The sequence below is a fragment of the Myroides sp. DF42-4-2 genome (assembly GCF_030326445.1).
GTDB lineage: Bacteria > Bacteroidota > Bacteroidia > Flavobacteriales > Flavobacteriaceae > Flavobacterium.
In genome coordinates this window covers 1-22982 of sequence record NZ_JACAKI010000013.1, presented here as the reverse complement: position 1 = coordinate 22982, position 22982 = coordinate 1, and the positions used below count along the sequence as shown (strand labels likewise).

Sequence of the window (22982 nt, the reverse complement as noted above, 5' to 3'; positions counted from 1 at the left end):
GTTAAGATTTTTTTTATCTTTGAAGATATTACAAACCATCATATTTCGACACTTAACCTATGAGCTTTCTAAAGAAGTTAATTAGCGGATTTATGTCAAAACAAAGTAACGAAGAGGCTAACAATCAAAGAAGTCAATATCTTCCTGAGACTGTTATGCCTGTTGATGATTTATTTACAGTAAATTTCAGGAATAACGGCGGTAAATTTTTATACTGCGATACACAAGCAGAACTACACGAAACCTTTGTCAATGTTTTATTAGAGAATGATTGGTTTGAAAAAGAGGCATTAACCCATGAGAGTCAATTCCATGCGCTTTTAAGAGACAATAACATTCACTACATCAATTCCAAACAACCGGTCTTTTTTGTATCGTCTTGTGAGAGTTTAATTGCAGACGATGGAGCAATCTTATTTTGCGAAAAACAATTAAGGGATTACAAACCACATGAAATTCCTGACAACATCATCATTATCGCAACAACTAGCCAGATTACGCGTACAAAAAGTGATGGACTTCGCGAAATCAAAAGAAAATACAGCAGCGCATTACCTACAAACATCACGGCGATTAACTGCTTTAAACCTTCTGCCAATCAAGATTTCTTAAGCTATGGCAGATCTCCTAAAAACTTATATTTACTTTTATTAGAAGATCTCTAAATTATGTCAGAAACCCTTAAAAGAACGATATCCGGCATTGTCTATATTGTTCTATTACTAAGTGCAACCTTATACGATGTACTTACGTTTAAACTACTTTTTGGATTCTTTATGATCGTAGCAGCTTATGAATTTGCTCGTTTAATAGATTTACCCAAATCCCTTTGTGTTGGCCTGAGCTTGGTTGCCGTATTGGCAATTTTTCAGTCGGCTTTTGCCTTGCCAATGCAAACCATAGTGATTCTTACTTTTTTAATTCTACTAGCCATAACAGCCGAATTATTTACCACGCGCAAACCCAATCGCAGTCTTCCCGTAAAAATCATCATTTTTCTCGGGTATATAATAGGAAGTTTTCTCGCTTTTCTACATCTGCCATATACCGCAGCAGGGTATGATCCGCAAATTGTTATCGGTATATTAATTCTTGTGTGGACCAACGATACTTTTGCTTATATTGTAGGTAAACGTTTTGGTAAGCACAAGCTCTTTGAACGTATCTCACCCAAAAAAACTATAGAAGGATTAGTAGGCGGAATTGTCTTTGCCATTCTAGCCTCTCTGGTATTATATCAGTTTTTTACTTCATTAAGTGTGGATATTTGGATTGCAAGTGCTATTTTTGTAGGATTATTTGGTACACTTGGAGATCTAGTTGAATCGCATTTCAAGAGAGAAGCTGGTGTAAAAGATAGTGGCAATATCATGCCTGGACACGGAGGTATTTTAGATCGCTTAGACAGCATCTTGTTTATCTCACCCTTTTTGTATATCATTTTTCAAATTTTATAAGCCATGTTTCATAAAGAAGGAACTAAAATTATTTTTTTCTCGTTAGTAGTCGCTGTAATCATTATTGTAGTTTTTGATTATTTCATAACGATTGATTGGTTAAGAATGACGTTGTCATCTATTATTCTAGCACTGCTAATCTTAGTGTTACAATTCTTTAGAAATCCGGACCGAACCATTGTTCCCAATGACGCTGTCATTGTAGCTCCTGTAGATGGAAAAGTTGTTGTAATCGAAGAAGTTTATGAGCCTGAATACTTTAAAGACAAGCGATTAATGGTATCAATCTTCATGTCTCCTATTAACGTACACGTAACGCGATATGGATTAAGCGGATTGATCAAATACAGCCAATATCATGCAGGGAAATACCTTGTAGCATGGCATCCAAAAGCTAGTGAAGAAAATGAACGAACAACGGTTGTAATAGAAAACAAGGTGTTTGGAGAAGTGATGTACCGTCAAATCGCTGGTGCACTAGCGAAGCGTATTGTAAACTACGCAAAGCCAGGTATGCAAGCCATTCAAGGAACAGATGCTGGTTTTATAAAATTTGGATCTCGCGTAGATTTATATTTACCGCTTGGAACAAAAGTAGATGTGGTGTTAAACCAAAAAGCGATTGGTAACAAAACGGTAATTGCAAAAAAATAGGAATGAACGAGCAACTAGACAAAGACTTTTTAGAAGCCTACGAGCGAATTTCTAAAGAAGCAAGAAATTTAGCTCCCGATGTTATGCTGCGGATATACGCCTATTACAAACAAGCGACTAATGGACTAAGTCACCAAGACTTCGAGCATATGTCGCATGATTTAAAAAAGGCATTCAAATTCAATGCGTGGACACAAGTGAGTCATTTGTCCACAACACAAGCTAAAACAGAATATATTAAACTTGCCAAAACAATCTTAGCCAAACAATGAAAACAATAAAGTCGTTAAACCTTACCTTACTCTTTGCTGTAGTTTTAGCGACATCTTGTGGCAAGAAAAGCGAACGCATAGAAGTTGAGATTCCTAAAAGGGAGACATTTATCGTAGAGAAAAAATCGGTGCTTGGGCAAGAAAAGGTCAAAACCAAACAAGGTCCATTTGACATGCTTCCCCTTTCTTTTTCCTATGAGGAAATTGAAGATCTATTTAAACCGGAGGATTTGGCTTTACACTATGGCGAAATTCATTTAAGTTATGCCAACCGTTTGAATACAGCGATTCACAACAGTTCTTTTGTAACTGATAGCCTTGTAGGTATTCTAACGAAAGTAACACCCGCACAAGCAGAAATAAGCAATCTAGCTGGAGCGTATTACAATCACAATTTCTTTTGGCAATCTATACACAAAAATACAACCACGAGTCCCGATACGAATTTATCTACCTTGATTAACTCGAATTTTGGGTCCTACAACAATTTAAAAGCAGAAATCTTGCGTATGTCGGTTGAATTTGAAGGTTCTGGTTGGTTATGGCTATTGGTTGATCACCGCAATACACTAACCTTGATCACTACAGAAAACAATGCCAATCCCATCACCTTGAGATTAGGCAAACCTTTATTAGCAATTGATTTATGGGAACATGCTTATTTGCCATCCTATAAAAATGACAAAGAAAAATACATCAAAGCATTGCTTCCTCACCTCAATTGGGAATTTGCTAATGCTAATTTAAAATAATAACAAAGGCGAAGGTTTTAATCATCCTTCGCCTTTGTTATTATAGTCACTAAACGTTTCGTTTACCGTTTATCATAAATACATTAGAACGGAACATCATCATCGTTAAACACATCGCGTGCTGGTGGTAAATTTTGGGTCATATTTGCTCCTCCTCCGTTATTAATTGCAGAAGAGAACACACCATCACTACCAACAAATCCTTCCATACGAGCATCTTCATCTAAGTTGTCGAACTTACCAAACATACCCAAGAATTTCAAGCGAATATTATCTAGACCACCATTTCTGTGTTTAGCCACAATAAACTCGGCTTGACCAGCTGTTGGTGAGCGGAATTCATCATCCCATTCTTCGATTTTATAGTACTCAGGACGGTAGATAAACGATACGATATCCGCATCTTGTTCAATCGCACCAGACTCCCTTAAATCGGATAGCAAGGGACGTTTTGACGTACCACGGGTCTCAACGGCACGCGAAAGCTGTGATAAAGCAATAACGGGAATATCTAGTTCCTTTGCCAATGCTTTAAGGTTTCGCGAAATCGTAGAAATTTCTTGCTCGCGGTTTCCTCCTCCTTTTTGGCTTCCCCCTGCGGTCATTAGCTGCAAGTAGTCAATCACAATTAGTTTAATACCGTATTGAGAGGCAAGACGTCTTGCTTTTGCACGTAAATCGAAAATAGACAAGGAAGGAGTATCGTCAATAAATAAAGGTGCGCGCTCCAAGTCTTTCACCTTAACGTTTAATTGCTCCCATTCGTGTTTTTCCAACTTACCTGTACGGAGTTTTTCAGATGAAAGTCCGGTTTCCGATGAAATCAAACGGGTAATCAACTGAACAGAAGACATCTCTAAAGAGAAAAAGGCAACACCAGCCCCCGATGCAATGGCAATATTACGCGCCATAGAAAGTACAAAGGCTGTTTTTCCCATCCCGGGACGAGCGGCAATAATAATTAAATCACTGGGCTGCCAGCCAGAAGTTAATTCATCTAGTTTGTGGAAACCCGTAGCCAATCCACTCAATCCTTCTTTGGTACTAATCTCTTCAATTCGCTTTTTCGCCTGCGCCACTAAACTTTGAGCCGTCTCAGAACTCTTTTTAATGTTCCCCTGCGTCACTTCGTATAGCTTAGCTTCAGCTTTATCGAGTAAGTCAAAAACATCCGTCGTTTCATCGTAAGCGTCTTCGATAATTTCATTCGAAATTCGAATTAAGCTGCGTTGAATAAACTTTTGAAGAATAACACGAGAGTGAAATTCGATATGAGCTGAGGAGCTAATTTTTTGCGTTAGGCTAACTAAATAAGCATCGCCTCCAGCAATATCCAACTTTGCATTTTTTCTCAATTGAGCCGATACGGTCAATAAGTCAATGGGTTGATTGCTGACAAATAATTGATCAATAGCCTCAAAAATATACTTGTGTCCTTCCTTATAAAAAGCTTCTGGCTGAAGTATGTCAATTACTTCGTCAATCCCCTTTTTATCAATCATCATTGCACCTAAAACAGCCTCCTCAAAATCAGTAACTTGAGGTGGTATTTTTCCTTTTTCTAAAGCGATAACATCTTTAGAAAAAGCGCTGGGATAGGTACGTATATCTTTTGCTTTTTCCATAGTGCGAAAATACTTCTTTTTTTTAAACTACTGTTGCTATTTAAATCTTTACATGTAATAAAAATACAGATTTTATAATTGAATACAGAACTATTAAAGCATAAAAAATCCGAGCCTAGGCTCGGATTTTTTTATAAGGTCAACAAGTTGAATTAACTTTTGTATTCTCCCATTTCAAAATACTTTTCCATGCGTTGGTTCAGTAATTTGTCTAGAGGAGTTTTAGCTAACTCTTTATGTGTTTTTACAATGTAGTTGCGTACAGATTCGAATGTAGCTTCGCGATCTGAGTGTGCACCACCAAGTGGTTCAGCAATAATATCGTCTACGAGCTTATTCTTTTTCATGTCATAGGAAGTCAATTTCAATGCGTCAGCGGCTTGTTCTTTATACTCCCAGCTTCTCCATAAAATTGACGAACACGATTCTGGTGAAATTACAGAGTACCATGTATTTTCTAACATAGTTACACGGTCACCTACACCAATACCTAACGCTCCACCAGAAGCCCCTTCACCAATAATAATACAGATGATTGGCACTTTAATACGGAACATTTCGTAAATGTTGCGTGCAATAGCTTCTCCTTGTCCTCTTTCTTCCGCTTCTAATCCTGGGTATGCCCCTGGCGTATCGATCAACGTAACAATTGGAATATTAAACTTCTCAGCCATTTGCATTAAACGCAAAGCTTTTCTGTATCCTTCTGGATTGGCCATCCCGAAGTTTCTATACTGTCTAGTCTTTGTGTTGAATCCTTTTTGCTGACCCACAAACATAAAACTTTGATCTCCGATTTTCCCTAATCCACCGATCATTGCTTTGTCGTCTTTTACATTTCTATCCCCAAATAGTTCTAAAAAAGTATCTCCACAAAGCGCTTTAATATAATCAACAGTATACGGTCTGTTTGGATGTCTTGACAATTGTACGCGTTGCCAAGGGGTCAAATTTTTATATATGTCTTTCTTTGTCTCTTCTAATTTTTTCTCGATTTGTGAGCAAGTTGTCGATACATCTACATCAGATTCTTCCCCGATTAACGTACATTTTTTTAACTGCTCCTCAAGTTCTTTAATAGGAAGCTCAAAATCTAAATATTCCATTTATGAATAATTTTTAGTTTCAATTACTAATGACAAAGATAAAATTTTCCTCTATATAGACCTCTATATTTTGGCAACTTTTATCTTTTTCCTGTTTTTAACAATCGCGTTTAACACGACAGTACTCAATATTAACAAAGCGCCGACATAAAATTCGACACTCATTTTCTCACTATCTTTAAATAAGAGAATCGCCAAAAGGATACCGTAAACTGGTTCTAAATTCACGGTTAACATCACAGTAAACGGCGTGATATCTTTCATTACATAGACGGATCCAATAAAGGCAAAAGCAGTACAAAAAGTTCCTAACACCAACAACCAGAGCCAGTCTGAAGTTGTTACCTCAAAAAATGAGGCTGTAAATCCACCACTAAAAAACAAATAGATGGATAAGATAAGTAACCCGCCTACCATTTCATAAAAAGTAATAACAGAGGCAGAGGACTTGTGTACTAATTTACCGTTAATAATCGAGAATATGGCGGATAAGCAAGCGGCGATTAAGGCCAAAATGATTCCTTCCACATATTCGGTACTCACGCTAAAAATAAGTGCTAAAGCGCATACAACGATAAATCCGAAGAACACTTCGTATCCGATCACCTTGCGTTTATAGAAAATGGGTTCCAAGATGGAAGTAAAAAAAGCACCCGTTGACAAACAAGCCAGTGTAACGGAAACGTTTGATACTTTAATTGCCCAGAAGAACGTAAGCCAATGCATGGCAATCACTACTCCAGCGGCTAAAAATATGCCGATTTTGCCCTTGCTTTCTTTGATCGACTGACCCTTAAAAGCAAACAACAACATCAAGGTAATCACGGCAATTACGATGCGATACCAGACTAATGGCAACGCTTCCAAGGTAATTAAGTTACCCAAAATAGCTGTAAACCCCCAAATAAAAACAATGAGGTGTAACAACAGATGACTCTTAAAATTATCTCCGAGCATTTCGTAATAAAAATATAGCTAAAATTGAAAAGGTAACATTGGGAATCCACACAGCCACCAAAGGTGACATACTAGAGGCTTCCGCTAGTACACTAAATATTTTGTCAAAGAAAACATATATGAAAGCCAGGGCGATACCAATGGCTAAGTTAATTCCCATCCCCCCTCTTCGCTTCATGGAAGATACGGATACGGCGATAATTGTCAAAATAAAGGCTGATACGGGCACGCTGTACTTCTTGTACAACACCACCAAGTGCACATTGATGTTCGATGAACCACGCATGCGCTCTTTCTCAATAAATCGCTTTAATTGACCTAATGTCATCGTCTCTGCAGCATATACCACAGGACTCAAATCATCAATATCAAATTCCAATTGCAATTCTTTTTGGTCGGCAAATTCTAAAATATCATTGGCTTCGCCAACTTCGCGTTTAAAGTAGTCGTAAAGCGTATACATTTTAGTTTCTGCATTCCACTCGATGCGTTTGGCCTCAATTTTAGAAACAAGGGAATTTCCGTCAAACTCTCCAATAGTAAAATTATATCCCGTATTGGTACTATAATTAAAATTGCTCACAAAGATAAATTCGTTTGCATTGATCTGTTTGAATACATTCTGACTCTCGCGTACTTCATCTCTCTTTAAGTATTTATATCGAAAGTCGTTATATCCAGCACTTGCCCGAGGAACGATATACATCGACATCGCTAGTGACAGGAGGGAAATTAAAGTTGCTCCAATTAAATAAGGTCGCAAGAATCGAGTAAAAGAGATTCCCGAACTTAAGATAGCCACAATTTCTGTGTTATTAGCCAATTTGGAGGTAAACCAAATAATGGAAATAAACAGAAATATAGGGAAAAGCATATTGGCAAAATAAACAGTAAAGTCCAAGTAGTAGAGTACTGTTGCTTGCAACGGCACTTTATTTTCGAGGATTTTATTAATCTTTTCTGAGACGTCAATAACAATACCAATGGGTACAAACAGCAAGAGCATCACAAAAAAAGTGGCTAAATATCGCTTTAAAATATACCAATCTATAATTTTCATCTGTAAACTACTTTTGCTATTAGACGTTCGTTGATTATTACAATCTTTCTCCCAGTTGCTTTACCATTTTATTTTTCCACGTGGCGAAAGTTCCCGCCAAGATTTGTTGACGTGCTTCACGTACTAACCACATATAGAAACCAAGGTTGTGAATGGAGGCAATTTGCTTCCCTAGAGATTCATTGGCGGCGAATAAGTGGCGTAAATACGCTTTAGAGTATGCCGTATCTACCCAAGTATGCCCCATTTCATCAATTGGAGAGAAGTCATTTTCCCATTTTTTATTTTTCATGTTCATGATTCCGTTGGCCGTAAACAACATACCGTTTCTTGCGTTACGTGTTGGCATCACACAGTCAAACATATCTACTCCAAGAGCAATATTTTCCAAAATATTGATTGGCGTTCCTACCCCCATCAAATAACGAGGTTTGTCTTCTGGTAAAATTGAAGTTACCACATCAGTCATCGCATACATTTCTTCTGCTGGTTCCCCAACGGATAATCCACCAATGGCGTTTCCTTCGGCACCAACATTAGCAATATACTCTGCAGATTGCTGACGTAAGTCTTTATATGTACTTCCTTGAACAATTGGAAACAACGCTTGGGAGTATCCGTACAGTTCAGGTGTATTATTAAAATGCGTCACACAGCGGTCTAACCAACGGTGTGTCATGTGCATGGAACGTTTCGCATAGCGGTAATCACATGGATAAGGCGTACACTCATCAAAAGCCATGATGATATCAGCGCCAATCGCACGTTGTATTTCCATTACATTTTCTGGCGAAAAGAAGTGATAAGATCCATCAATATGCGATTTGAATTTCACTCCTTCTTCTTTAATTTTTCTATTTGCCGATAGAGAATACACTTGGAACCCTCCACTATCTGTCAAAATATTGCGGTCCCAATTCATAAATTTATGCAAACCACCTGCTTGCTTTAAAATTTCTACTTTTGGTCGTAAGTATAAATGATAGGTATTTCCCAAAATAATATCGGGATTAATTTCCTCTTTCAACTCACTTTGGTGTACACCTTTTACCGTTGCAACTGTTCCAACAGGCATAAAGATAGGTGTTTCAATTACGCCGTGATCCGTAGTAATTTTTCCAGCACGCGCACGTGACTGTACATCAGTATGTAATAATTCGAACTTCATATTATCTATTTACAGCTTGCAAAGATAATTTAAAACTAGTCATCAACCTTAGTTTTAATTTTTTTTTCTCTTTTCTAAATAATGCGGTATTTGAATACCAATACAAGTACAATGGGTGCTCCAAAAATTGCTGTAATGGCGTTAATAGGCAGTAGGGCATTTGCATTGACCTGGGTAAGTATGTCGCAGAGCAACATCAGGGTACTTCCCAGTAACATACACGCAAACAATAGGCTGCGATGGGTATTTTTTTTGCATAGCATACGCGCCATATGAGGAACTGCCAGTCCTATAAAAGCAATTGGCCCTACAAAAGCCGTTGCTCCCCCTGCAAGCAAGCTTGCGGTAATGATAATCAAATTACGGGTTTGCTTGACCTGAATTCCCAAAGAAGCAGCGTAAGTATCTCCCAGTAACAAGGCATCTAATGGTCGAATCAACAAGAGGGCTAATCCAACCCCCAAACCCACTACCATTCCGAAGAGCAAAATCATCTCTTGGGTGAGATTCCCCAAACTTCCTGACATCCAAACCACATATTTTTTGAGCTGATCTGCTTCGCTAAAAAAACTCAATATAGCAATCACTGCATTGGCAAAACTGCCGAACATCAACCCGACGATGAGTACTGTTATGGAATTTTTCACCTGTTTTGAAACGGCTAATATAAGGAGTAACAGCACGAGACTACCCAAAACTGCTGTGAGGAGTAGAGTGTAGTTCGAAGTCAACAAAGGCGAAATAAAAGCGGGTAAGAGTGCACCTCCCATTAATACGAGAGCCACTCCGAGTCCAGCTCCTGCACTAACACCTAGCACATATGATTCGGCCATGGGATTTCGGAACAAAGTTTGCATCAACAATCCACTCACAGAAAGGGCGATGCCTACAAGCATAGCGACCAAAGCTTTTGGCAAACGATAGTGTAAAACAATATATTCCCAAGAGGATTTTACTCCCTCATGTCCTGTGAGAATATCCCATACCGAGGCTAGAGGAATCTTTACACTTCCCCAGGAGAGATTTAATGCAAACAAAAATAGGAGCAACAAAATTCCAAGCCCCCAGCCCAGTTTTTGTTTCATGCTTATTTCAATTGTTTATAAAAGTGTGGTTCATATTCGGGTAATACCTCAGGGTGGACCAGATGGATGAGATCTTTTAAAACCCAATCAGGTCGCATTCCGCCTATTTCATAAAATAAAGATCCCCCTGTTGGCCCCTTTGTCGGAGCGAAAGAATAGACATTTTTGTTTTTGAAAGCCTCAAACTCTTTGTAATGAGGATTTGCTTGAGCTAATTCAGCTAGGGATTCATAATGCCCTGGGTTAATCCAATACGTTGCATGTTGGGCTTTTTCTAGCACTTGCTCGAAAGACAACGCTAAACTCCCTACTCCTTGAGTATCCTTCCATAAATAATCGGTTTGTGCATCGCTAAAGTAAACAGCAGCCCAGCTTTTCCCTTCTGGTAAATACCAAACATCTGCGTACATGACTCCACTCATCACAGTGGGTTGCTTCGTTACCGCTTTCACCAATTGAAGGGCAGCGGTATAATCTATGACAATCTGATCAAAAAAGGCAGAGGCTTCTTTTTCCTTGTCATATAATAGTCCGAAAAGTTTAATCCACTCCGCTTTGCCCAAGGGGTTTTGTTCGGTCCAATCGCCATTGTACAAAATGGGAATACCCGCATTGGCAAGTGTTTGCAGACTTTTATCTTCTTTATTCATGGCGAAAGCCATCAAAACATCGGGTTGTACATCTAAAATAACCTCAACATTTAGCGCATCATTTTGCCCTACTTCTCTAACCTTCCCCAAGTCAATTTGCTGTCTAACAGCAGGGGTTGAAACGTAATCTAAGCCTGCAAAACCAACCAAAGAAGGTACTTGATTAAGTACATCCAAAGCAGGAATATGCGTCGTAGAAGTGGCTACAAGAGATTGTATTGGAATTTGTATCTGTGGATACTTTTGAAGCGAATCAGGAACCTGAGCGGTTGCTCTTTTCAAAACATAGGTAAAACGCGTATTGGCATTAGCCCAAGGTTGGGTGATATTCACCACGTAGACATCGTCATAGCTGGTAAAGTTAAAGCCTTTTGCATAGTCAATATTCGATTGCTCTGTCTGTTGTATCTCCTCTTCTTTTAGTTGTTGCTTGCAACTGCCACAAAATACAAACAAGGTACATCCCATCAAGTAAAAAACCAATTTCTTCATGTATTCGACTGTTTGTCTACAAAAATAAACTTATTTATTCGATTGAAGTGAGCTGACCTATCTTAAAAAAAGGTTGCGTTTTATTAGAACGGGTGCCCCTTTAGCATATGGCATGAAAAAACCCCAGCAGTTTGGACTGGGGTTTTATATTCTGAGTCTTCTTGAAAGCCCTCAGTTGAAATAAAAATTAATTAAAATAAAACCGTCTAATTTTAAACTTAATGTCTTTCTTTTTGTAAAATCTAAATTGAAACTTAATTGTTTCAAGCCATAAACGGATAAACACTTCTTTGGAATTTTTTCCGATTAGTCGAGCGTAATGCTCTGCCATTTTTTCAATATCATGGATATTGGTGGTTAAATGAGCTAAATTTTTCATTCGATGCGAAAAAGACATCGTTTGATTGAATTTCATTCGATTCAAATCGACCAAATAAAATTTATAGGTCCCATCCTCTTGTTTTTGGATCAAGGTGTTTCCGGGGGAATGGTCCAAAAACATAATTCCCTTTTCATGCAATCCATAAGAAAATCGAACAAAATCTTCTAAAATCACCTCTCGATCAGGGTAATTCTTTTTCGTAAGTAGATCGCGGTACGTCAGTTCAGCATCCACAAATTCAGAAATATAATAGGTATTTCGAATCGTTGTGGCTGTACTGTATTCAAAGTATGCGACAGCTTGTGGATTAGCTACGCCAAGTTCTTTTAACTTTTCAGCATGTTCAAATGATCGCAACCCTTTTGGTTTTCTAAAAAATTTATACACGCGTTTGTTAAATTCATTTGGTATTTTAAAGGCTTTAATCGCTACGCATTGTCCTGTTGATAAGGTGGCCAGTTTAATGGTGTTCCGATTGCCTTTAAAAAGATAAGTAGTTAATGCATCATAGTTTTCGATAAGTTTTGTTAATTCTTCTTGTTGCTTTTGATATAAGGGATGTATTTCTTTTTTTACCCTTAGTTGAGTCATACTATTGTTATTTTAGTTACTGCCAAGTTACTGCTTTCACAGGAAACCCATTTTTCAGCACAAAAAACACAAACAGCTCATTTACAACAACTTGATTTGTTTAAAAAAATCAAAAAACGAATAATTTCCTTTTCATTGAGTCCAATCGAATTAAGAACATTCTTGTGATTTTCCCTAGTAAAAACAACCAATAAGTTGAAAAAGAAACCTTCTTTGAACTTTAGTTACATCTTTTCTAGTCTTAGCGAGCTTGCAGTATGCTCTTTTTAGTTTTTATCATTTTTACCAATTTAGTCTTCTTTGTCACCTTATCAATCATTTTTCGCGACAAAAGGGTAAAATCCATACAAAAAACACAGCTTTAGTTCTGAACATTCCGAAGTAAAAAGTGATATTAAAAATTACAAACTAATTTTTCTCTTTCACATTTTGCATTTTAACAAAGGTCTAGGACTACAATATCCCCTTTTCAATCGAAACTATTTCCTCCTTTTTTACCATTATACATACGATAGGAGGAATTTATTCGTTAGTATAAAGCATCAAATGAGGAGCAAAACCAGAGAAAATCGTGTTAAAAACACCATGGGATCCTTGATTTTAATTCCACAATGCGGTTTACTATTCGTATTTCAGCGTTAATTCAGGGGGTTGCCCATAAATTTTATAGTTTAGTTCTTGTTTATTTCAGAATAAAAACTAATTTTGAGAAAGATAAAAATTAACATTTTATTAAACTTTCACTTTCGTGTAATACTAATACTATGCAACTAAATATGAAAAAACTTTTATTTCTAGCACTATCATTATCAATCCTTTCAACATCTTGTAGTACATCGGATGATCCTTTTGTAGAGGTAGAACCAGGTCCGAATCTTGAGAACGGATTAATTATATTAAACGAGGGAGGTTTTCAATTAAATGATGCGTCTATAGGATTTTCATCTTTTACTTACGACAAGTACTTTGAAAACATTGCAAAAACGCCAGAAAAAGTATTAGGAGATCTAGCGCATAGTATTGCTTTTAAAGACAATAAAGCCTATGTAGTTTTAAAAGGTTCAAATACGATCGAAATCTTTGATCGCTATACGTTTAAACACCTAGGTGCGATAAAAGAAGGATTAAACAAACCACTTTATATTGCGTTTGCGAACAATAACCTATACGTAACTAACGAAGAGGGAAAATCGGTTGCTGTATATGATGCAAACAACAAATTCATTCATGAAATACCAATGGATGCACCAGTAGGGCAAATCTTAGCCTGGAATACTAAATTGTATGTACAAAAGAATATTTCAGAAACCAAAAGTGAGATTGTGGTAATCAACGCAGAATTTGCGATTACGAAAAAAATAGCGATCGACAACAAATTGCAAGGAATAGCTACATTAGGTGATTTTGTTTACGCGATATCGTCTACTAAAGACAAGTCTTTCTTCCATAAATTTGATGCACATACAGATGAAAAGGTTTTAGAATTCTTCTCAACGAGAAATGCTAACGCAAAAAACCTCCGTTTAGACAACAACGATTTATACTATACGAGTAAGAATGAGGTATACAATTGGAAACCTAATGACACCTACGTACAAACAGCACCAGTTTTAAGCCTGGAAGCAGAAACATTCAACGAAGTATCATCCTTTTACGGGTTTAATGTAATTAACAAAGTCATTTACGTCGGAGACGCAGGAGATATGAACGAGCCTAGTAAAGTAAATGTTTATAGACAAGGTAAAAAAGTAAGTAGCTTCACAGCGGGAATTATGACGAATAACTTTTACGCTAACTATAAGTAATAAAAATAAGAGTCTGAATAGACATGCCCCAAAAAGTTAAACCCTTTTTGGGGCATTTTTTATTATACTGCTTTCACACTATATTAGCAATAGATGGTAATTATTCCATTATATTTTATATTTTTACAATAATATTAATTTAGTTCGCAAGAATAATGAAGAACAAAAGAAACTTCACCTACTTCATTGGTGGGATACTGTTTGTAAGTTTACTTGTATTGGTTGTACAATCTCAATACTTGAATACTACAAAATCAGCAGCCCCAGAAACCAGCCTTGGTACTTTTACCAATCCAGAAGTGGCTTACCAGGAGTGTAAAACCATTTTATCGGAGGTTTCTAAAGCCTTAAATACGAGCGATACAACTAATTAGAATAGTATGAAACGAATAATATCATATGTCTTTCTCTGCTTTGTTATTTTCACCGCAAATGTAGCCTTTGGACAAGACAGCTTTTCGAAATTTGAAAAGAGCAAAAGCATCAACAATGTAGTCGTAAATAAGAAGATGTTTGAGATGATGGCCAATGTGAAGGTAGAAGCAACAAATGTTGAAGAAAAACGCTACTTTGACCTAATTAAGAAATTGACGAGTTTACGGGTGTTCAACACCAAATCCTCAGAGGATAAAAAAGCGATGACTACAGCGGTTCAGGAATATATACAAGCTAATGGACTAAAAGAGCTCATAAATAAAAAAGACAATGACGCAAAAATCGTCATCTACATTGATAAATCGGGTAGCAACCAGAACATTGCTGAGCTAGTCATGCTAAACGAAAGTGTAGATCCTTCCAAAGAAACAGTATTAGTCCTAATCACAGGAAATTTCAGCTTAAACGAGCTGTCTTCCTTAACAAAGAAAATGAATCTTCCCTTAGGAAATACCTTAGATAAACTATAAAAAAACAGCGCCTCTTTTAAAAAAAAAGAGGCGTTTTTTATTATTCGTCATAATATACTGACATTTATCATACTGTATTATTATTTTTTTTCATAAATTAGTACAGAATAACATAAATAAACACGTATTATGAACTTAATGAATTTACCACTGTACAATTTTGCTAATGGCACATTTATGATCATTATCTTTGGATTAGTATGTGTAGGTCTTGTTGTGGCGATCTTCATGTTTATGGGAGGAAGCTCTAAAAAGAATGATGAGGATCAACCAGAATAGAGGGTAATAGCGATACAGAACGAATCAGAAAAATTGTGATGAGCGACCATCACAATTTCTTCTTTTGGTCCAAAAAGGGCTAAGACTTGTTGTGCTTTATACCAAAGGCTCCTTCTTTATTAACCGCCTGATATTCCTTCGATCAATTAGAAGTGGCTAAAGCCTATCCTTCAAAATCTTCACAATCGTGTACTTCAAAAGTTTGCAATAAGCTGCGCAACGTATAGAAGGCTCCTTCTCTAAATATAGATTCATCTAGTTCTTCTCCTATCACTTTTAGGCTATACACAGGATAATCATCCACTTGTTCAAATACAAAAGTGTGCAATTTAGTGCGGATATTAATCTGCTGTCCTTGTTCCTCGACTGATTCAATGATAAAAGAGATTTGACTATTTAGATCACACGCATTCATCAGCGTAATCATTTCTCCGTCAATTAAAATATTTGCCACATCGCAAGCATAACAATTTCCTCCAAATTCTAATCCGTATTTGGTAGTTACCTCTTTTGCATTGGGCTCTACGAGTTCCATGGGAATCAGCAATTCGCTGCTGATTTTTTTCAGTGCTTCACTTTGCTCAAATACCTGTGAAACGGCAATTCCAGTAGGCTCTTCTTTAATCGGATTATCTTGTTTTTCCCCTTGTTTACACCCTAAAGTAAGTAAGCCCAATAGGGCTAAAGTAAATAGTTTTTTCATATGCTTTGTTTTCTAACAAAGGTAGAATTTCTTCTATATAAATAGATTATTCCCCTTTATTTAATCGATTTAAATAATGATATAATACTTCCTTTCCAGTTGTCGTTTCCGGTGTATCAATCACCACTCCTCTACTCCCCTCCAACACTTCTCCGACTCCCCTCCGAGTATATCTGGAAAAAAGCCCTTTTTGTCGAAGCAGGGTCGAAGCACACTCGAAGCATCCTCTGTTCAAACTTCAACTAGCTTCTAACCTAAAGTATCCTTTATCTCAAATAAAAACACTTCATATCTTCTTCTTGACTACCGAAAAGGGTTCGTTGATTCCTTTATCTTTTGGATTAAATACAAAATAACCAAGTAAAAAACAACTAATTACAATTACAAACCAGTTTTGAATACTACACGTTTTTTGGCATTCATCTTACTATCTTAGAAAATAAAAAAAAGCAACGATGGCAGAAATAAAAGACGGTATTTTAGGTGGGGTATCAGGTAAAATTGGCAATATGGTGGGGTATCAGTGGAGAGGCAAAAACTTATTGCGCACCAATCCAAGATCTATTAAACGAAAAGCCTCCCCTGCTCAACAGCTACAGCGAGAAAAGTTCAGTTTGGTTTCTAGTTTTGTAAACAAAGTTCGAGATGTGGTGAATTTGTATTCCGTCGAACTCCAAATCAATAACAAACGCCTATCAGGAAAGGAACAACTCATTTCCTTGCTCATGAAGCAATGTGTCACCGTATTAGCGGGTACGCCTTACCTTGTTCTCGATCGGATTTTACTCGCTATAGGTACTTTACCCGCAGCAACGGAGGAGCAATTTCAACAACAGGAGCAACACACCTTTTTATTCACTTGGGATACTCGATTGAGTAATATCCTCAGCCAACCGGATGATCAAGTTACCTTACTTGTGTATCACGATAAACTAGACGAGTTTTATATCTTCCAAAAAATAGGAACACGACAAGAGGGACAACTGCTTTTTTCACTGCCTTCTCATTGGGGAATAGAACGGCTTCACCTTTGGAGTATTTGGGAATCTGCCGAGGAGAAAAGAAATAGCACGAGTCAGTACCATCTCTTTGATTCAAAACCTGAGCGTACTAGTTAACTATTTTTGCTCTACTTTTTCTTTACTACGGTGATGATTCACTCTCCAACTTCCCCAACCAAAAGCCACCAAGCCTACACCCAACCAAGCACTACACCTCAACGTAGCGCAGAGTGATTCCACCGTTGTATACGTGCTCCAGCCCGCTTCTCGATCGAGGAATACCCCCCAATTGATCCAGAACCACAGTAAACCTACCAAAAACAGATGCAAGGTGAATTGCAGCTTGTGTGGTTGTACGCGATGGAGCAAGAGTTGCAGCAGAAAATAGGGCACACTTGTCAAGGTCACCGCCCAAAACACATCCGTATAAAAAGCATAGGAAAGATTGCTCGACGGTTGATCTTTAAAGGGAGTCATGGATAAGAGAGCTTGCATATACCCCAACCCTATAAAGAGTACAAGGTGAAAAAAGGCAGTAGTCCAGCGTGTTTTTTTAGTTTGGGGACGGTTCATCTTGAAGTAAAACTAATTATCTTTAATTTTTATTATTAAATATAAACGAATGTACGATAAAACCATCGATATTATCCGCTTTGAAGCAGCGAAACAGCAATACTATCCCGAATTTTTGGGTCGACAAAATTGGATGAAGGAACGCGATGTTCCCCATACGGAAGTTGAAATCCCTTTAGGACATTCTCGCTACGGAGGTCCGGTCATTGATTTACCTCCTGGAGTAGAACATCCCGAAGGATTGCGCTTCGCTGGTCAATTGGACCTCACTCAATTTGCACCTCTTGATCCGTACGGATTACTGCCCAAAACGGGACAACTGCTCTTTTTTGTGGATATCATGACAGAAGAAGGCAAAGTCATCTATGCAGATGTAAAAAATGAAGATTTAGTTCGAATCATTGCTGAACACGATGATAATTTTTTCTACGGGGTTTTAATCGATCGTATCTATGCAGATGTAGACCAATGGAGCGACCGCTACTACCTGCCTGAAGAAGATTACGAAGAAGACGATGCGGATGAACACGGATACTACTGGGATTATTTTGGCGGTACTTTGCGCTCCAAGATCTTTGGTTTTTTCACCCATTGCCAGTTGGGAAAAGAGGAAATTGAAGAAGTAGTGGCTTCGAATCAAGTTGTTCTCTTTCAAGTGGGTGAAAATGAATTTAATGATGAAGGGGTTTTCTCTATATTAATAGACAAAGACGATTTAAAGAATCGCCATTTTGATCGTTGTTCCTTTTATTGGGCACAGTCTTAGGTTATACTTTCTTGTTTTATCTCATAAGCGCAGAAAAAGCTTTGGGTAGCTCCGCTCTTACTGCTCTACACGGAACAACTAAAAAAATGCCAAGGAAGCAAACTATCCTTGGCATTTTATATTTATATCTCTCGCAACTATAGGTGTAAAGTATTTGATTAATCAAACATATATCAAATAAAAGTGAATTTCTGTCTCAATGATTTAATCCGTCAGAAAATCAATCCAATCTTGAGTAATAAGTTGATAGAGTAGGCATACCCCGTTTAGATTTGCATGCTGCTATCTTTCATTCCAAACTATTGTTAATAGAACATATGGGACACGATTTGCACCCTGCAAGATTCCAAAAGGTTCTCAACGCATTTAGTCAAATCTAGGGATGTGAAAGCAGGGCTATTTCCGCTATCTTTACAAAAAAAACTATGAAACTTACAGAAGAACAACGCATTGCTATCAAAACGCACAATATTACTCGTATTGCTGAAAAGAACTATCGCTACATCGATTGGCTTCCTATTTTGGAACAGCCACAATTGCGAACACAAGAAGAGTTAATTGGGCGTATGTCTGTGATGAATGCTTTGATTAACATTTCTTTCGAAGCTCCGGTACACATTATCCAGCAATGGATTGAAAAACAAAATTTAACCAAACACTTATCGGCTTGGGAAAAAGAAATCCTATCGAAAACACAAGAGGATTTAGATCAATATGAAATCAATACGCTGCGTTGGTATTTGGAAGGATTATGGGCACTGATGTGGGCGGCTAAAATGATTCCGGATTTAGACGAAACAGAATGGAATGACGAATCGATGGCTGCGATGTTACCTAATCTAGAAGAAGGAGAAGATAACAATCGCTTAGATCAGATCACAACCATGCACTCAGTCGAAGAGCTGTACAGCATGCTCGATTTCTACTATCGCCTACATTGGTATTGTGTAGACGAACGCCTAGCGGGTAAAGAAGCCAAAGTCAATGAAGGCATTGTATACGAACGCCGTCGTGCATTAGAATGGCTGCTCAATGCAGAATCGGATTGGGATGCAATCGAAATGGGAACCTAGTAAAAATAAAAAACCTCTTGTGATGCACAAGAGGTTTTCTTTTGTTTAATCTTCTCTACTTCCGTCATCAGCCATTCGGACAATTTTAGGGGTAAACATCGCTACCACATCTACTAAATCGCCCTGGGCGGCCATCACTTGATGAATATCTTTATACGCCATCGGTGCTTCATCTTTACCTGCTCCGATTAGGTCAACTCCATGATCCTCTAAAACGGCCTGGATATCCTTAGCTTTTAGCGTTTTTATGGCTTGTGTTCGACTCATTTGTCGTCCTGCTCCATGGGAAGCAGAGTTAAAGGCTTCTTCTTCTCCTTTTCCGCGGACTAAAAACCCCGGTGCCGTCATGGACCCTGGGATAATTCCCATCACGCCTTTACTTGCCGGAGTCGCTCCTTTTCGGTGAACAATTACCTCTTTTCCTTGATACATTTCCTTCCAAGCGAAGTTATGGTGGTTTTCAATTTTTGCTAAGACCTCAGCCCCAATCGCCTTCGTCAATTTATCGTGAATCACCTCGTGACAAGCCGAAGCATAATCTCCTGCTAAGTTCATTAACGTCCAATATTCTTGACCCGCTTCTGAATTCAGATCCAAATACGCTAAATTCTTCGCTTCCTGAGGCAACTTACACAAATCTTTGGCAATCTGAGTGTATCGACCCGCAATCATCGCCCCCATTCCGCGAGAACCTGAATGGGTCAATAACGCCAAATACGTTCCTTGGTCAATATTCAACACCTCATCGCGTTGAGCAAACTCCACAATCCCCCATTCTACAAAGTGGTTTCCTCCACCCGAAGATCCCAATTGTGCCCAGGCTTTATCTTGTAGATTCTTGATAAAGGGATTCAAGTTAAATTCCCCTCTATCCAAGATAGCATGTTGGGCTTTATACTGCCCTAAGAATCCATGGCCCGCACCAAACTTCGTATGCTTCACCAATTGTTCCTTCAATACGGCTTCCATTCCATAAAATTCAATTCCCTTAATATCAAAAATGGACAACGCCATTCGACAGCCAATATCCACACCAACACCATAGGGAATCACAGCATTTTCTGTGGCTAATACTCCTCCAATTGGCAATCCGTATCCTTGATGTGCATCGGGCATTAAAGCCCCTGCAACAGCCACGGGTAATTTCACGGCAACTTCCATCTGCTTCATCGCTCCTTCTTCAATCTGATCAGCGCCATAAATACTATAGGCTACAGGGGTTTCTTTTAAAGGGATTGTTTCCTCCTCCTCTTCTGGCTGTCCTACTCCTTCAATAATTGCCGTGGCTAATTTTCCAAATACTTTATGGTTGATATAATCCTCCGCATTAGCTAAAACCATTTTATAGTGAGCTAACATTTCAACACGTGTTAGCCCAGTTCGCTTTTTATTTGCCTTTAAGGCAATCCCCAACAACTTGGTTTCAGGATATCCTAAGGCTAGTAAATCATTTCCGTTTATTTGTTTATTTTCTTTCATGTTTTTTTTCTTTGTTCTTTGCGCTTTGTTCTTTGCGCGGGTTACTGCCCCTCAACTGTTAACTGCTATACAACTCGTTTCTCATTTCGACCAACAATTCCTCCGTCTTCTTTAGCACTGGTTTTTCCATTAAAGAAGAAGTTTCGTACAGTTGCTCTATTTCTTCATGTAGGGCCGCTACCCGTTCGAGTAGCTCTTCATACGTAAAGTGTCCAGCCTTTATTTGGAGCAATTCTGCTCGGTAAGGGGTAAAAACTTCTAGCGTTCCCTGTTTGCCTATATCTCGAGCAATCAGCAGTAATCGCATGGTATGCATCATATTCTTACTGTCGTATCCTCCGCCGTGTTGGACTGTCGTTTGATAGCGCGTTTCATTTCGCTTCTCTATCCAATCCCAATATTCTTTATACTGCTTGCAATAACTGGAATACTCATCCATTTTACACAGGAAGTAGGCTTCTATAGGATCATTTTTGGGAATACTGCTCAAACACACTTGATTAGACATATCCGAGTAAACAATTCCCTTATAGCCTTTGTTTCTATCCTCATCGTAATACAAAGCGTATAATCCTTTCATGTGATCGACCTTTGCCAAACCACATTGGGCTTGCTGTTTACTCCTGCGTTCTAACCAGTTTTTTAGCGCTACAGTTTTTTTCTCCTCTAGAACATAGCAAAAATCTAAAAGATCTTTGCGTTCCCTATCCATAGGTTGAAATACTTTTTTATTTAATCCTTTGGCTTTTTTCATCTGACTCAAGGCATAACCGGCAAAAGTATCTTTGGTTAATTTAGATAAAAAATCAGCTAAACGAACCTTTTCTAGTATAGGGTGTTTGTACAACACATACGCCTCAGGTGTGGCTAAGAGTTCTAAAATATTCGGATTGTTCTTGCTCAACAATTCTATAAAACGCCCCAACTCATAATACACAACATCATTGGTTTCATTGCTAATTTGAGGGATATAAGTCAGTCCATAAAAAAGTTCCTTGGGCAGATAAAAAACCCCACGTATATCGGTATCCGAATCTTTGGTTGCCAATCCGTAGGCTCTACTTCCACTGATACACTCAAAGAGCACAAGCCCTTTGGCTTTCATTTCTTCTATCGTCATTTCATTACCTCCTTTCTAAAGAAAAAGTTGATCTGTTCCTGATCAAAATCGTTTTTACTTTTATGAACGGTTGCTTTTGATAAGGAGTCATACAATGCCATTATATAGGCTTTTAAATTAGCGCTCCAAAAATACATCTCTTTTTCTGTCAAACTTTCTTTCTCCTTCATCAACTGTAGGATATCCTCTTTCAAGGCTTCATCCTGAACTAATACTAAGAGCGGAGCAAACTCCATGGGAGCAATACAATTGAACTGAACATTCCATTGAGCAGAAAGCAACGCGCGTAAAATGTAAAATAAGGATTTGTACTTAATTTGTTCTTCTTGATTCTCTAAAATTTTCTTTTTTGCCAATCCCAAATAATGATACGTATGGGTTTGTTGGCAATAGTAATTATGACACAATTGCCACAGTTCTTCTTTAAATAAACTAGTTTCTCTGTATACTATAGGCGATTGAATCCATTCGAAAACCGTCGTATTTGATCGTATCAACAGTCCCAATACCTTTTTGAGATCCCAGGCATTAAAATCCCATAACCCATCCATAGGTAACTGTAAAAAATCTGACGGTTCCAAAACACTTACATAATCTGCTTGTTTTCTTTTGTAGATTAAACGCACATCATAATCGCTGTCTACAGAGGCAAATCCCCAAGCTCTACTTCCCGACTCGCAGGCATATAGTACTTCTATACCATGGGAGGATTCGATCTCTTTTATCTTTTGTTGTATTATATTTTTCATTTTTCATTTTTCATTTTTTAATTGGTGAGTGGTAAGTGGCTCTTCGCTCTTTGTGCTTTGCTCTTTGTGCTTTGCTCTTTGTGCTTTGCTCTTTGTGCTTTGCGCGATTTGCAAACCGTAAACTGTTTACTACTCACTTCTTACTACACACTATTCACCATTCACCACTCACTACTTACCACTCACTACTTACCACTCACTATGTACATCCCTAAATATGGTTGACCGTTTTTAAACATTAACTTCATTATTAAATATAGTAATAAATGGTTTGGAAA

25 protein-coding genes are annotated in these 22982 nt (G+C 37.9%); 12 read left to right on the top strand and 13 right to left on the bottom strand.

Annotation, left to right across the window (positions count from 1 at the left end; all coding sequences use genetic code 11):
- Positions 1-92 precede the first annotated feature (92 nt).
- The 5 genes from HX062_RS10585 to HX062_RS10565 are packed head-to-tail and all read left to right on the top strand — an operon-like array spanning position 93 to position 3135.
- A complete protein-coding gene (locus HX062_RS10585; protein ID WP_255492332.1) occupies positions 93-665 on the top strand; it encodes a lactate utilization protein in 573 nt (190 codons plus the stop codon).
- Between the two features lie 3 nt (positions 666-668).
- Positions 669-1457 (top strand): phosphatidate cytidylyltransferase, encoded by a 789-nt coding sequence (locus HX062_RS10580; RefSeq protein WP_182625696.1) that lies wholly within the window; start codon positions 669-671, stop codon positions 1455-1457.
- A 3-nt stretch (positions 1458-1460) separates the two neighbouring features.
- Positions 1461-2111 (top strand): phosphatidylserine decarboxylase family protein, encoded by a 651-nt coding sequence (locus HX062_RS10575; RefSeq protein WP_182625695.1) that lies wholly within the window; start codon positions 1461-1463, stop codon positions 2109-2111.
- Positions 2112-2113: 2 nt separating this feature from the next.
- The gene (locus HX062_RS10570) at positions 2114-2383 is read left to right on the top strand and encodes an acyl-CoA-binding protein (protein WP_182625694.1); all 270 of its coding nucleotides are present in this window, start codon (positions 2114-2116) and stop codon (positions 2381-2383) included.
- Positions 2380-3135, top strand: a complete 756-nt coding sequence (locus HX062_RS10565; protein WP_286467374.1) for a superoxide dismutase — start codon at positions 2380-2382, stop codon at positions 3133-3135. Before HX062_RS10570 ends, HX062_RS10565 begins: the two co-directional genes overlap by 4 nt.
- 83 nt (positions 3136-3218) lie before the next feature.
- Here HX062_RS10565 and dnaB read toward each other — a convergent pair whose 3' ends face one another.
- The 8 genes from dnaB to HX062_RS10525 all read right to left on the bottom strand — a co-directional run bounded on the left by dnaB (position 3219) and on the right by HX062_RS10525 (position 12251).
- The gene (gene dnaB / locus HX062_RS10560; protein ID WP_182625692.1) at positions 3219-4760 is read right to left on the bottom strand and encodes a replicative DNA helicase; all 1542 of its coding nucleotides are present in this window, start codon (positions 4758-4760) and stop codon (positions 3219-3221) included.
- 152 nt (positions 4761-4912) lie between these two features.
- Positions 4913-5866, bottom strand: a complete 954-nt coding sequence (locus tag HX062_RS10555) for an acetyl-CoA carboxylase carboxyltransferase subunit alpha (protein WP_182625691.1) — start codon at positions 5864-5866, stop codon at positions 4913-4915.
- A gap of 63 nt (positions 5867-5929) precedes the next feature.
- Positions 5930-6823, bottom strand: a complete 894-nt coding sequence (locus tag HX062_RS10550; RefSeq protein ID WP_182625690.1) for a DMT family transporter — start codon at positions 6821-6823, stop codon at positions 5930-5932.
- The gene (locus tag HX062_RS10545; protein WP_286467373.1) at positions 6810-7883 is read right to left on the bottom strand and encodes an LptF/LptG family permease; all 1074 of its coding nucleotides are present in this window, start codon (positions 7881-7883) and stop codon (positions 6810-6812) included. Before HX062_RS10545 ends, HX062_RS10550 begins: the two co-directional genes overlap by 14 nt.
- A 37-nt stretch (positions 7884-7920) precedes the next feature.
- Entirely contained in the window at positions 7921-9051 is a 1131-nt protein-coding gene (tgt, locus tag HX062_RS10540; RefSeq protein ID WP_182625688.1) for a tRNA guanosine(34) transglycosylase Tgt, read from the bottom strand.
- Positions 9052-9125: 74 nt separating this feature from the next.
- Positions 9126-10136, bottom strand: coding sequence for a FecCD family ABC transporter permease (locus tag HX062_RS10535; RefSeq protein ID WP_286467372.1), 1011 nt, complete (start codon positions 10134-10136; stop codon positions 9126-9128).
- A 2-nt stretch (positions 10137-10138) separates the two neighbouring features.
- Complete coding sequence (locus HX062_RS10530; RefSeq protein WP_286467371.1) at positions 10139-11278, bottom strand: ABC transporter substrate-binding protein; 1140 nt, start codon at positions 11276-11278, stop codon at positions 10139-10141.
- Positions 11279-11465: 187 nt separating this feature from the next.
- Positions 11466-12251: a lipopolysaccharide kinase InaA family protein gene (locus HX062_RS10525; RefSeq protein WP_286467369.1), complete on the bottom strand. Its 786-nt coding sequence runs from the start codon at positions 12249-12251 to the stop codon at positions 11466-11468.
- Positions 12252-13027: 776 nt separating this feature from the next.
- On the opposite strand from HX062_RS10525, the gene HX062_RS10520 reads away from it, so the two are divergent.
- The 4 genes from HX062_RS10520 (at position 13028) to HX062_RS10505 (ending at position 15240) form a co-directional block, all read left to right on the top strand.
- Entirely contained in the window at positions 13028-14056 is a 1029-nt protein-coding gene (locus HX062_RS10520) for a YncE family protein (RefSeq protein WP_286467368.1), read from the top strand.
- A gap of 155 nt (positions 14057-14211) precedes the next feature.
- Positions 14212-14430: a hypothetical protein gene (locus HX062_RS10515; RefSeq protein ID WP_286467366.1), complete on the top strand. Its 219-nt coding sequence runs from the start codon at positions 14212-14214 to the stop codon at positions 14428-14430.
- Positions 14431-14436: 6 nt separating this feature from the next.
- Complete coding sequence (locus HX062_RS10510) at positions 14437-14961, top strand: GFO_1090 family protein (protein WP_182625682.1); 525 nt, start codon at positions 14437-14439, stop codon at positions 14959-14961.
- A 138-nt stretch (positions 14962-15099) separates the two neighbouring features.
- Positions 15100-15240: a hypothetical protein gene (locus HX062_RS10505; protein WP_286467427.1), complete on the top strand. Its 141-nt coding sequence runs from the start codon at positions 15100-15102 to the stop codon at positions 15238-15240.
- A gap of 163 nt (positions 15241-15403) precedes the next feature.
- On the opposite strand, the gene HX062_RS10500 is transcribed toward HX062_RS10505, so the two are convergent.
- On the bottom strand, positions 15404-15943 hold the full coding sequence (locus tag HX062_RS10500) for a hypothetical protein (protein WP_286467365.1): 540 nt from the start codon (positions 15941-15943) through the stop codon (positions 15404-15406).
- Positions 15944-16398: 455 nt separating this feature from the next.
- On the opposite strand from HX062_RS10500, the gene HX062_RS10495 reads away from it, so the two are divergent.
- Positions 16399-17061 carry a DUF6266 family protein gene (locus HX062_RS10495; RefSeq protein WP_286467364.1) on the top strand — a complete coding sequence of 221 codons (663 nt, stop codon included), beginning with the start codon at positions 16399-16401 and terminating at the stop codon, positions 17059-17061.
- Here the strand turns inward: HX062_RS10495 and HX062_RS10490 are convergent, their stop codons facing one another.
- A complete protein-coding gene (locus HX062_RS10490) occupies positions 17062-17517 on the bottom strand; it encodes a hypothetical protein (RefSeq protein ID WP_286467363.1) in 456 nt (151 codons plus the stop codon). It lies immediately after the preceding gene.
- A gap of 49 nt (positions 17518-17566) precedes the next feature.
- On the opposite strand from HX062_RS10490, the gene HX062_RS10485 reads away from it, so the two are divergent.
- Complete coding sequence (locus HX062_RS10485) at positions 17567-18283, top strand: DUF1963 domain-containing protein (protein ID WP_286467361.1); 717 nt, start codon at positions 17567-17569, stop codon at positions 18281-18283.
- Positions 18284-18708: 425 nt separating this feature from the next.
- A complete protein-coding gene (locus HX062_RS10480) occupies positions 18709-19356 on the top strand; it encodes a DUF4272 domain-containing protein (RefSeq protein ID WP_182625676.1) in 648 nt (215 codons plus the stop codon).
- Between the two features lie 45 nt (positions 19357-19401).
- Here HX062_RS10480 and HX062_RS10475 read toward each other — a convergent pair whose 3' ends face one another.
- Genes HX062_RS10475 through HX062_RS10465 form a run of 3 tightly spaced genes read right to left on the bottom strand, consistent with a single transcriptional unit; the run spans position 19402 to position 22704 of the window.
- Entirely contained in the window at positions 19402-20835 is a 1434-nt protein-coding gene (locus HX062_RS10475; RefSeq protein WP_286467360.1) for an RtcB family protein, read from the bottom strand.
- A 58-nt stretch (positions 20836-20893) separates the two neighbouring features.
- A complete protein-coding gene (locus tag HX062_RS10470) occupies positions 20894-21955 on the bottom strand; it encodes a nucleotidyltransferase domain-containing protein (RefSeq protein WP_286467359.1) in 1062 nt (353 codons plus the stop codon).
- Positions 21952-22704, bottom strand: coding sequence for a nucleotidyltransferase domain-containing protein (locus HX062_RS10465; protein ID WP_286467358.1), 753 nt, complete (start codon positions 22702-22704; stop codon positions 21952-21954). Before HX062_RS10465 ends, HX062_RS10470 begins: the two co-directional genes overlap by 4 nt.
- Positions 22705-22982: the final 278 nt, after the last annotated feature.

Bases quoted from the DNA above. Each gene is read 5' to 3' on its own strand.
- HX062_RS10585 (WP_255492332.1), top strand. From the start codon at position 93: ATGTCAAAACAAAGTAACGAAGAGGCTAACAATCAAAGAAGTCAATAT.
- HX062_RS10580 (WP_182625696.1), top strand. From the start codon at position 669: ATGTCAGAAACCCTTAAAAGAACGATATCCGGCATTGTCTATATTGTT.
- HX062_RS10575 (WP_182625695.1), top strand. From the start codon at position 1,461: ATGTTTCATAAAGAAGGAACTAAAATTATTTTTTTCTCGTTAGTAGTC.
- HX062_RS10570 (WP_182625694.1), top strand. From the start codon at position 2,114: ATGAACGAGCAACTAGACAAAGACTTTTTAGAAGCCTACGAGCGAATT.
- HX062_RS10565 (WP_286467374.1), top strand. From the start codon at position 2,380: ATGAAAACAATAAAGTCGTTAAACCTTACCTTACTCTTTGCTGTAGTT.
- dnaB (WP_182625692.1), bottom strand. From the start codon at position 4,760: ATGGAAAAAGCAAAAGATATACGTACCTATCCCAGCGCTTTTTCTAAA.
- HX062_RS10555 (WP_182625691.1), bottom strand. From the start codon at position 5,866: ATGGAATATTTAGATTTTGAGCTTCCTATTAAAGAACTTGAGGAGCAG.
- HX062_RS10550 (WP_182625690.1), bottom strand. From the start codon at position 6,823: ATGCTCGGAGATAATTTTAAGAGTCATCTGTTGTTACACCTCATTGTT.
- HX062_RS10545 (WP_286467373.1), bottom strand. From the start codon at position 7,883: ATGAAAATTATAGATTGGTATATTTTAAAGCGATATTTAGCCACTTTT.
- tgt (WP_182625688.1), bottom strand. From the start codon at position 9,051: ATGAAGTTCGAATTATTACATACTGATGTACAGTCACGTGCGCGTGCT.
- HX062_RS10535 (WP_286467372.1), bottom strand. From the start codon at position 10,136: ATGAAACAAAAACTGGGCTGGGGGCTTGGAATTTTGTTGCTCCTATTT.
- HX062_RS10530 (WP_286467371.1), bottom strand. From the start codon at position 11,278: ATGAAGAAATTGGTTTTTTACTTGATGGGATGTACCTTGTTTGTATTT.
- HX062_RS10525 (WP_286467369.1), bottom strand. From the start codon at position 12,251: ATGACTCAACTAAGGGTAAAAAAAGAAATACATCCCTTATATCAAAAG.
- HX062_RS10520 (WP_286467368.1), top strand. From the start codon at position 13,028: ATGAAAAAACTTTTATTTCTAGCACTATCATTATCAATCCTTTCAACA.
- HX062_RS10515 (WP_286467366.1), top strand. From the start codon at position 14,212: ATGAAGAACAAAAGAAACTTCACCTACTTCATTGGTGGGATACTGTTT.
- HX062_RS10510 (WP_182625682.1), top strand. From the start codon at position 14,437: ATGAAACGAATAATATCATATGTCTTTCTCTGCTTTGTTATTTTCACC.
- HX062_RS10505 (WP_286467427.1), top strand. From the start codon at position 15,100: ATGAATTTACCACTGTACAATTTTGCTAATGGCACATTTATGATCATT.
- HX062_RS10500 (WP_286467365.1), bottom strand. From the start codon at position 15,943: ATGAAAAAACTATTTACTTTAGCCCTATTGGGCTTACTTACTTTAGGG.
- HX062_RS10495 (WP_286467364.1), top strand. From the start codon at position 16,399: ATGGCAGAAATAAAAGACGGTATTTTAGGTGGGGTATCAGGTAAAATT.
- HX062_RS10490 (WP_286467363.1), bottom strand. From the start codon at position 17,517: ATGAACCGTCCCCAAACTAAAAAAACACGCTGGACTACTGCCTTTTTT.
- HX062_RS10485 (WP_286467361.1), top strand. From the start codon at position 17,567: ATGTACGATAAAACCATCGATATTATCCGCTTTGAAGCAGCGAAACAG.
- HX062_RS10480 (WP_182625676.1), top strand. From the start codon at position 18,709: ATGAAACTTACAGAAGAACAACGCATTGCTATCAAAACGCACAATATT.
- HX062_RS10475 (WP_286467360.1), bottom strand. From the start codon at position 20,835: ATGAAAGAAAATAAACAAATAAACGGAAATGATTTACTAGCCTTAGGA.
- HX062_RS10470 (WP_286467359.1), bottom strand. From the start codon at position 21,955: ATGACGATAGAAGAAATGAAAGCCAAAGGGCTTGTGCTCTTTGAGTGT.
- HX062_RS10465 (WP_286467358.1), bottom strand. From the start codon at position 22,704: ATGAAAAATATAATACAACAAAAGATAAAAGAGATCGAATCCTCCCAT.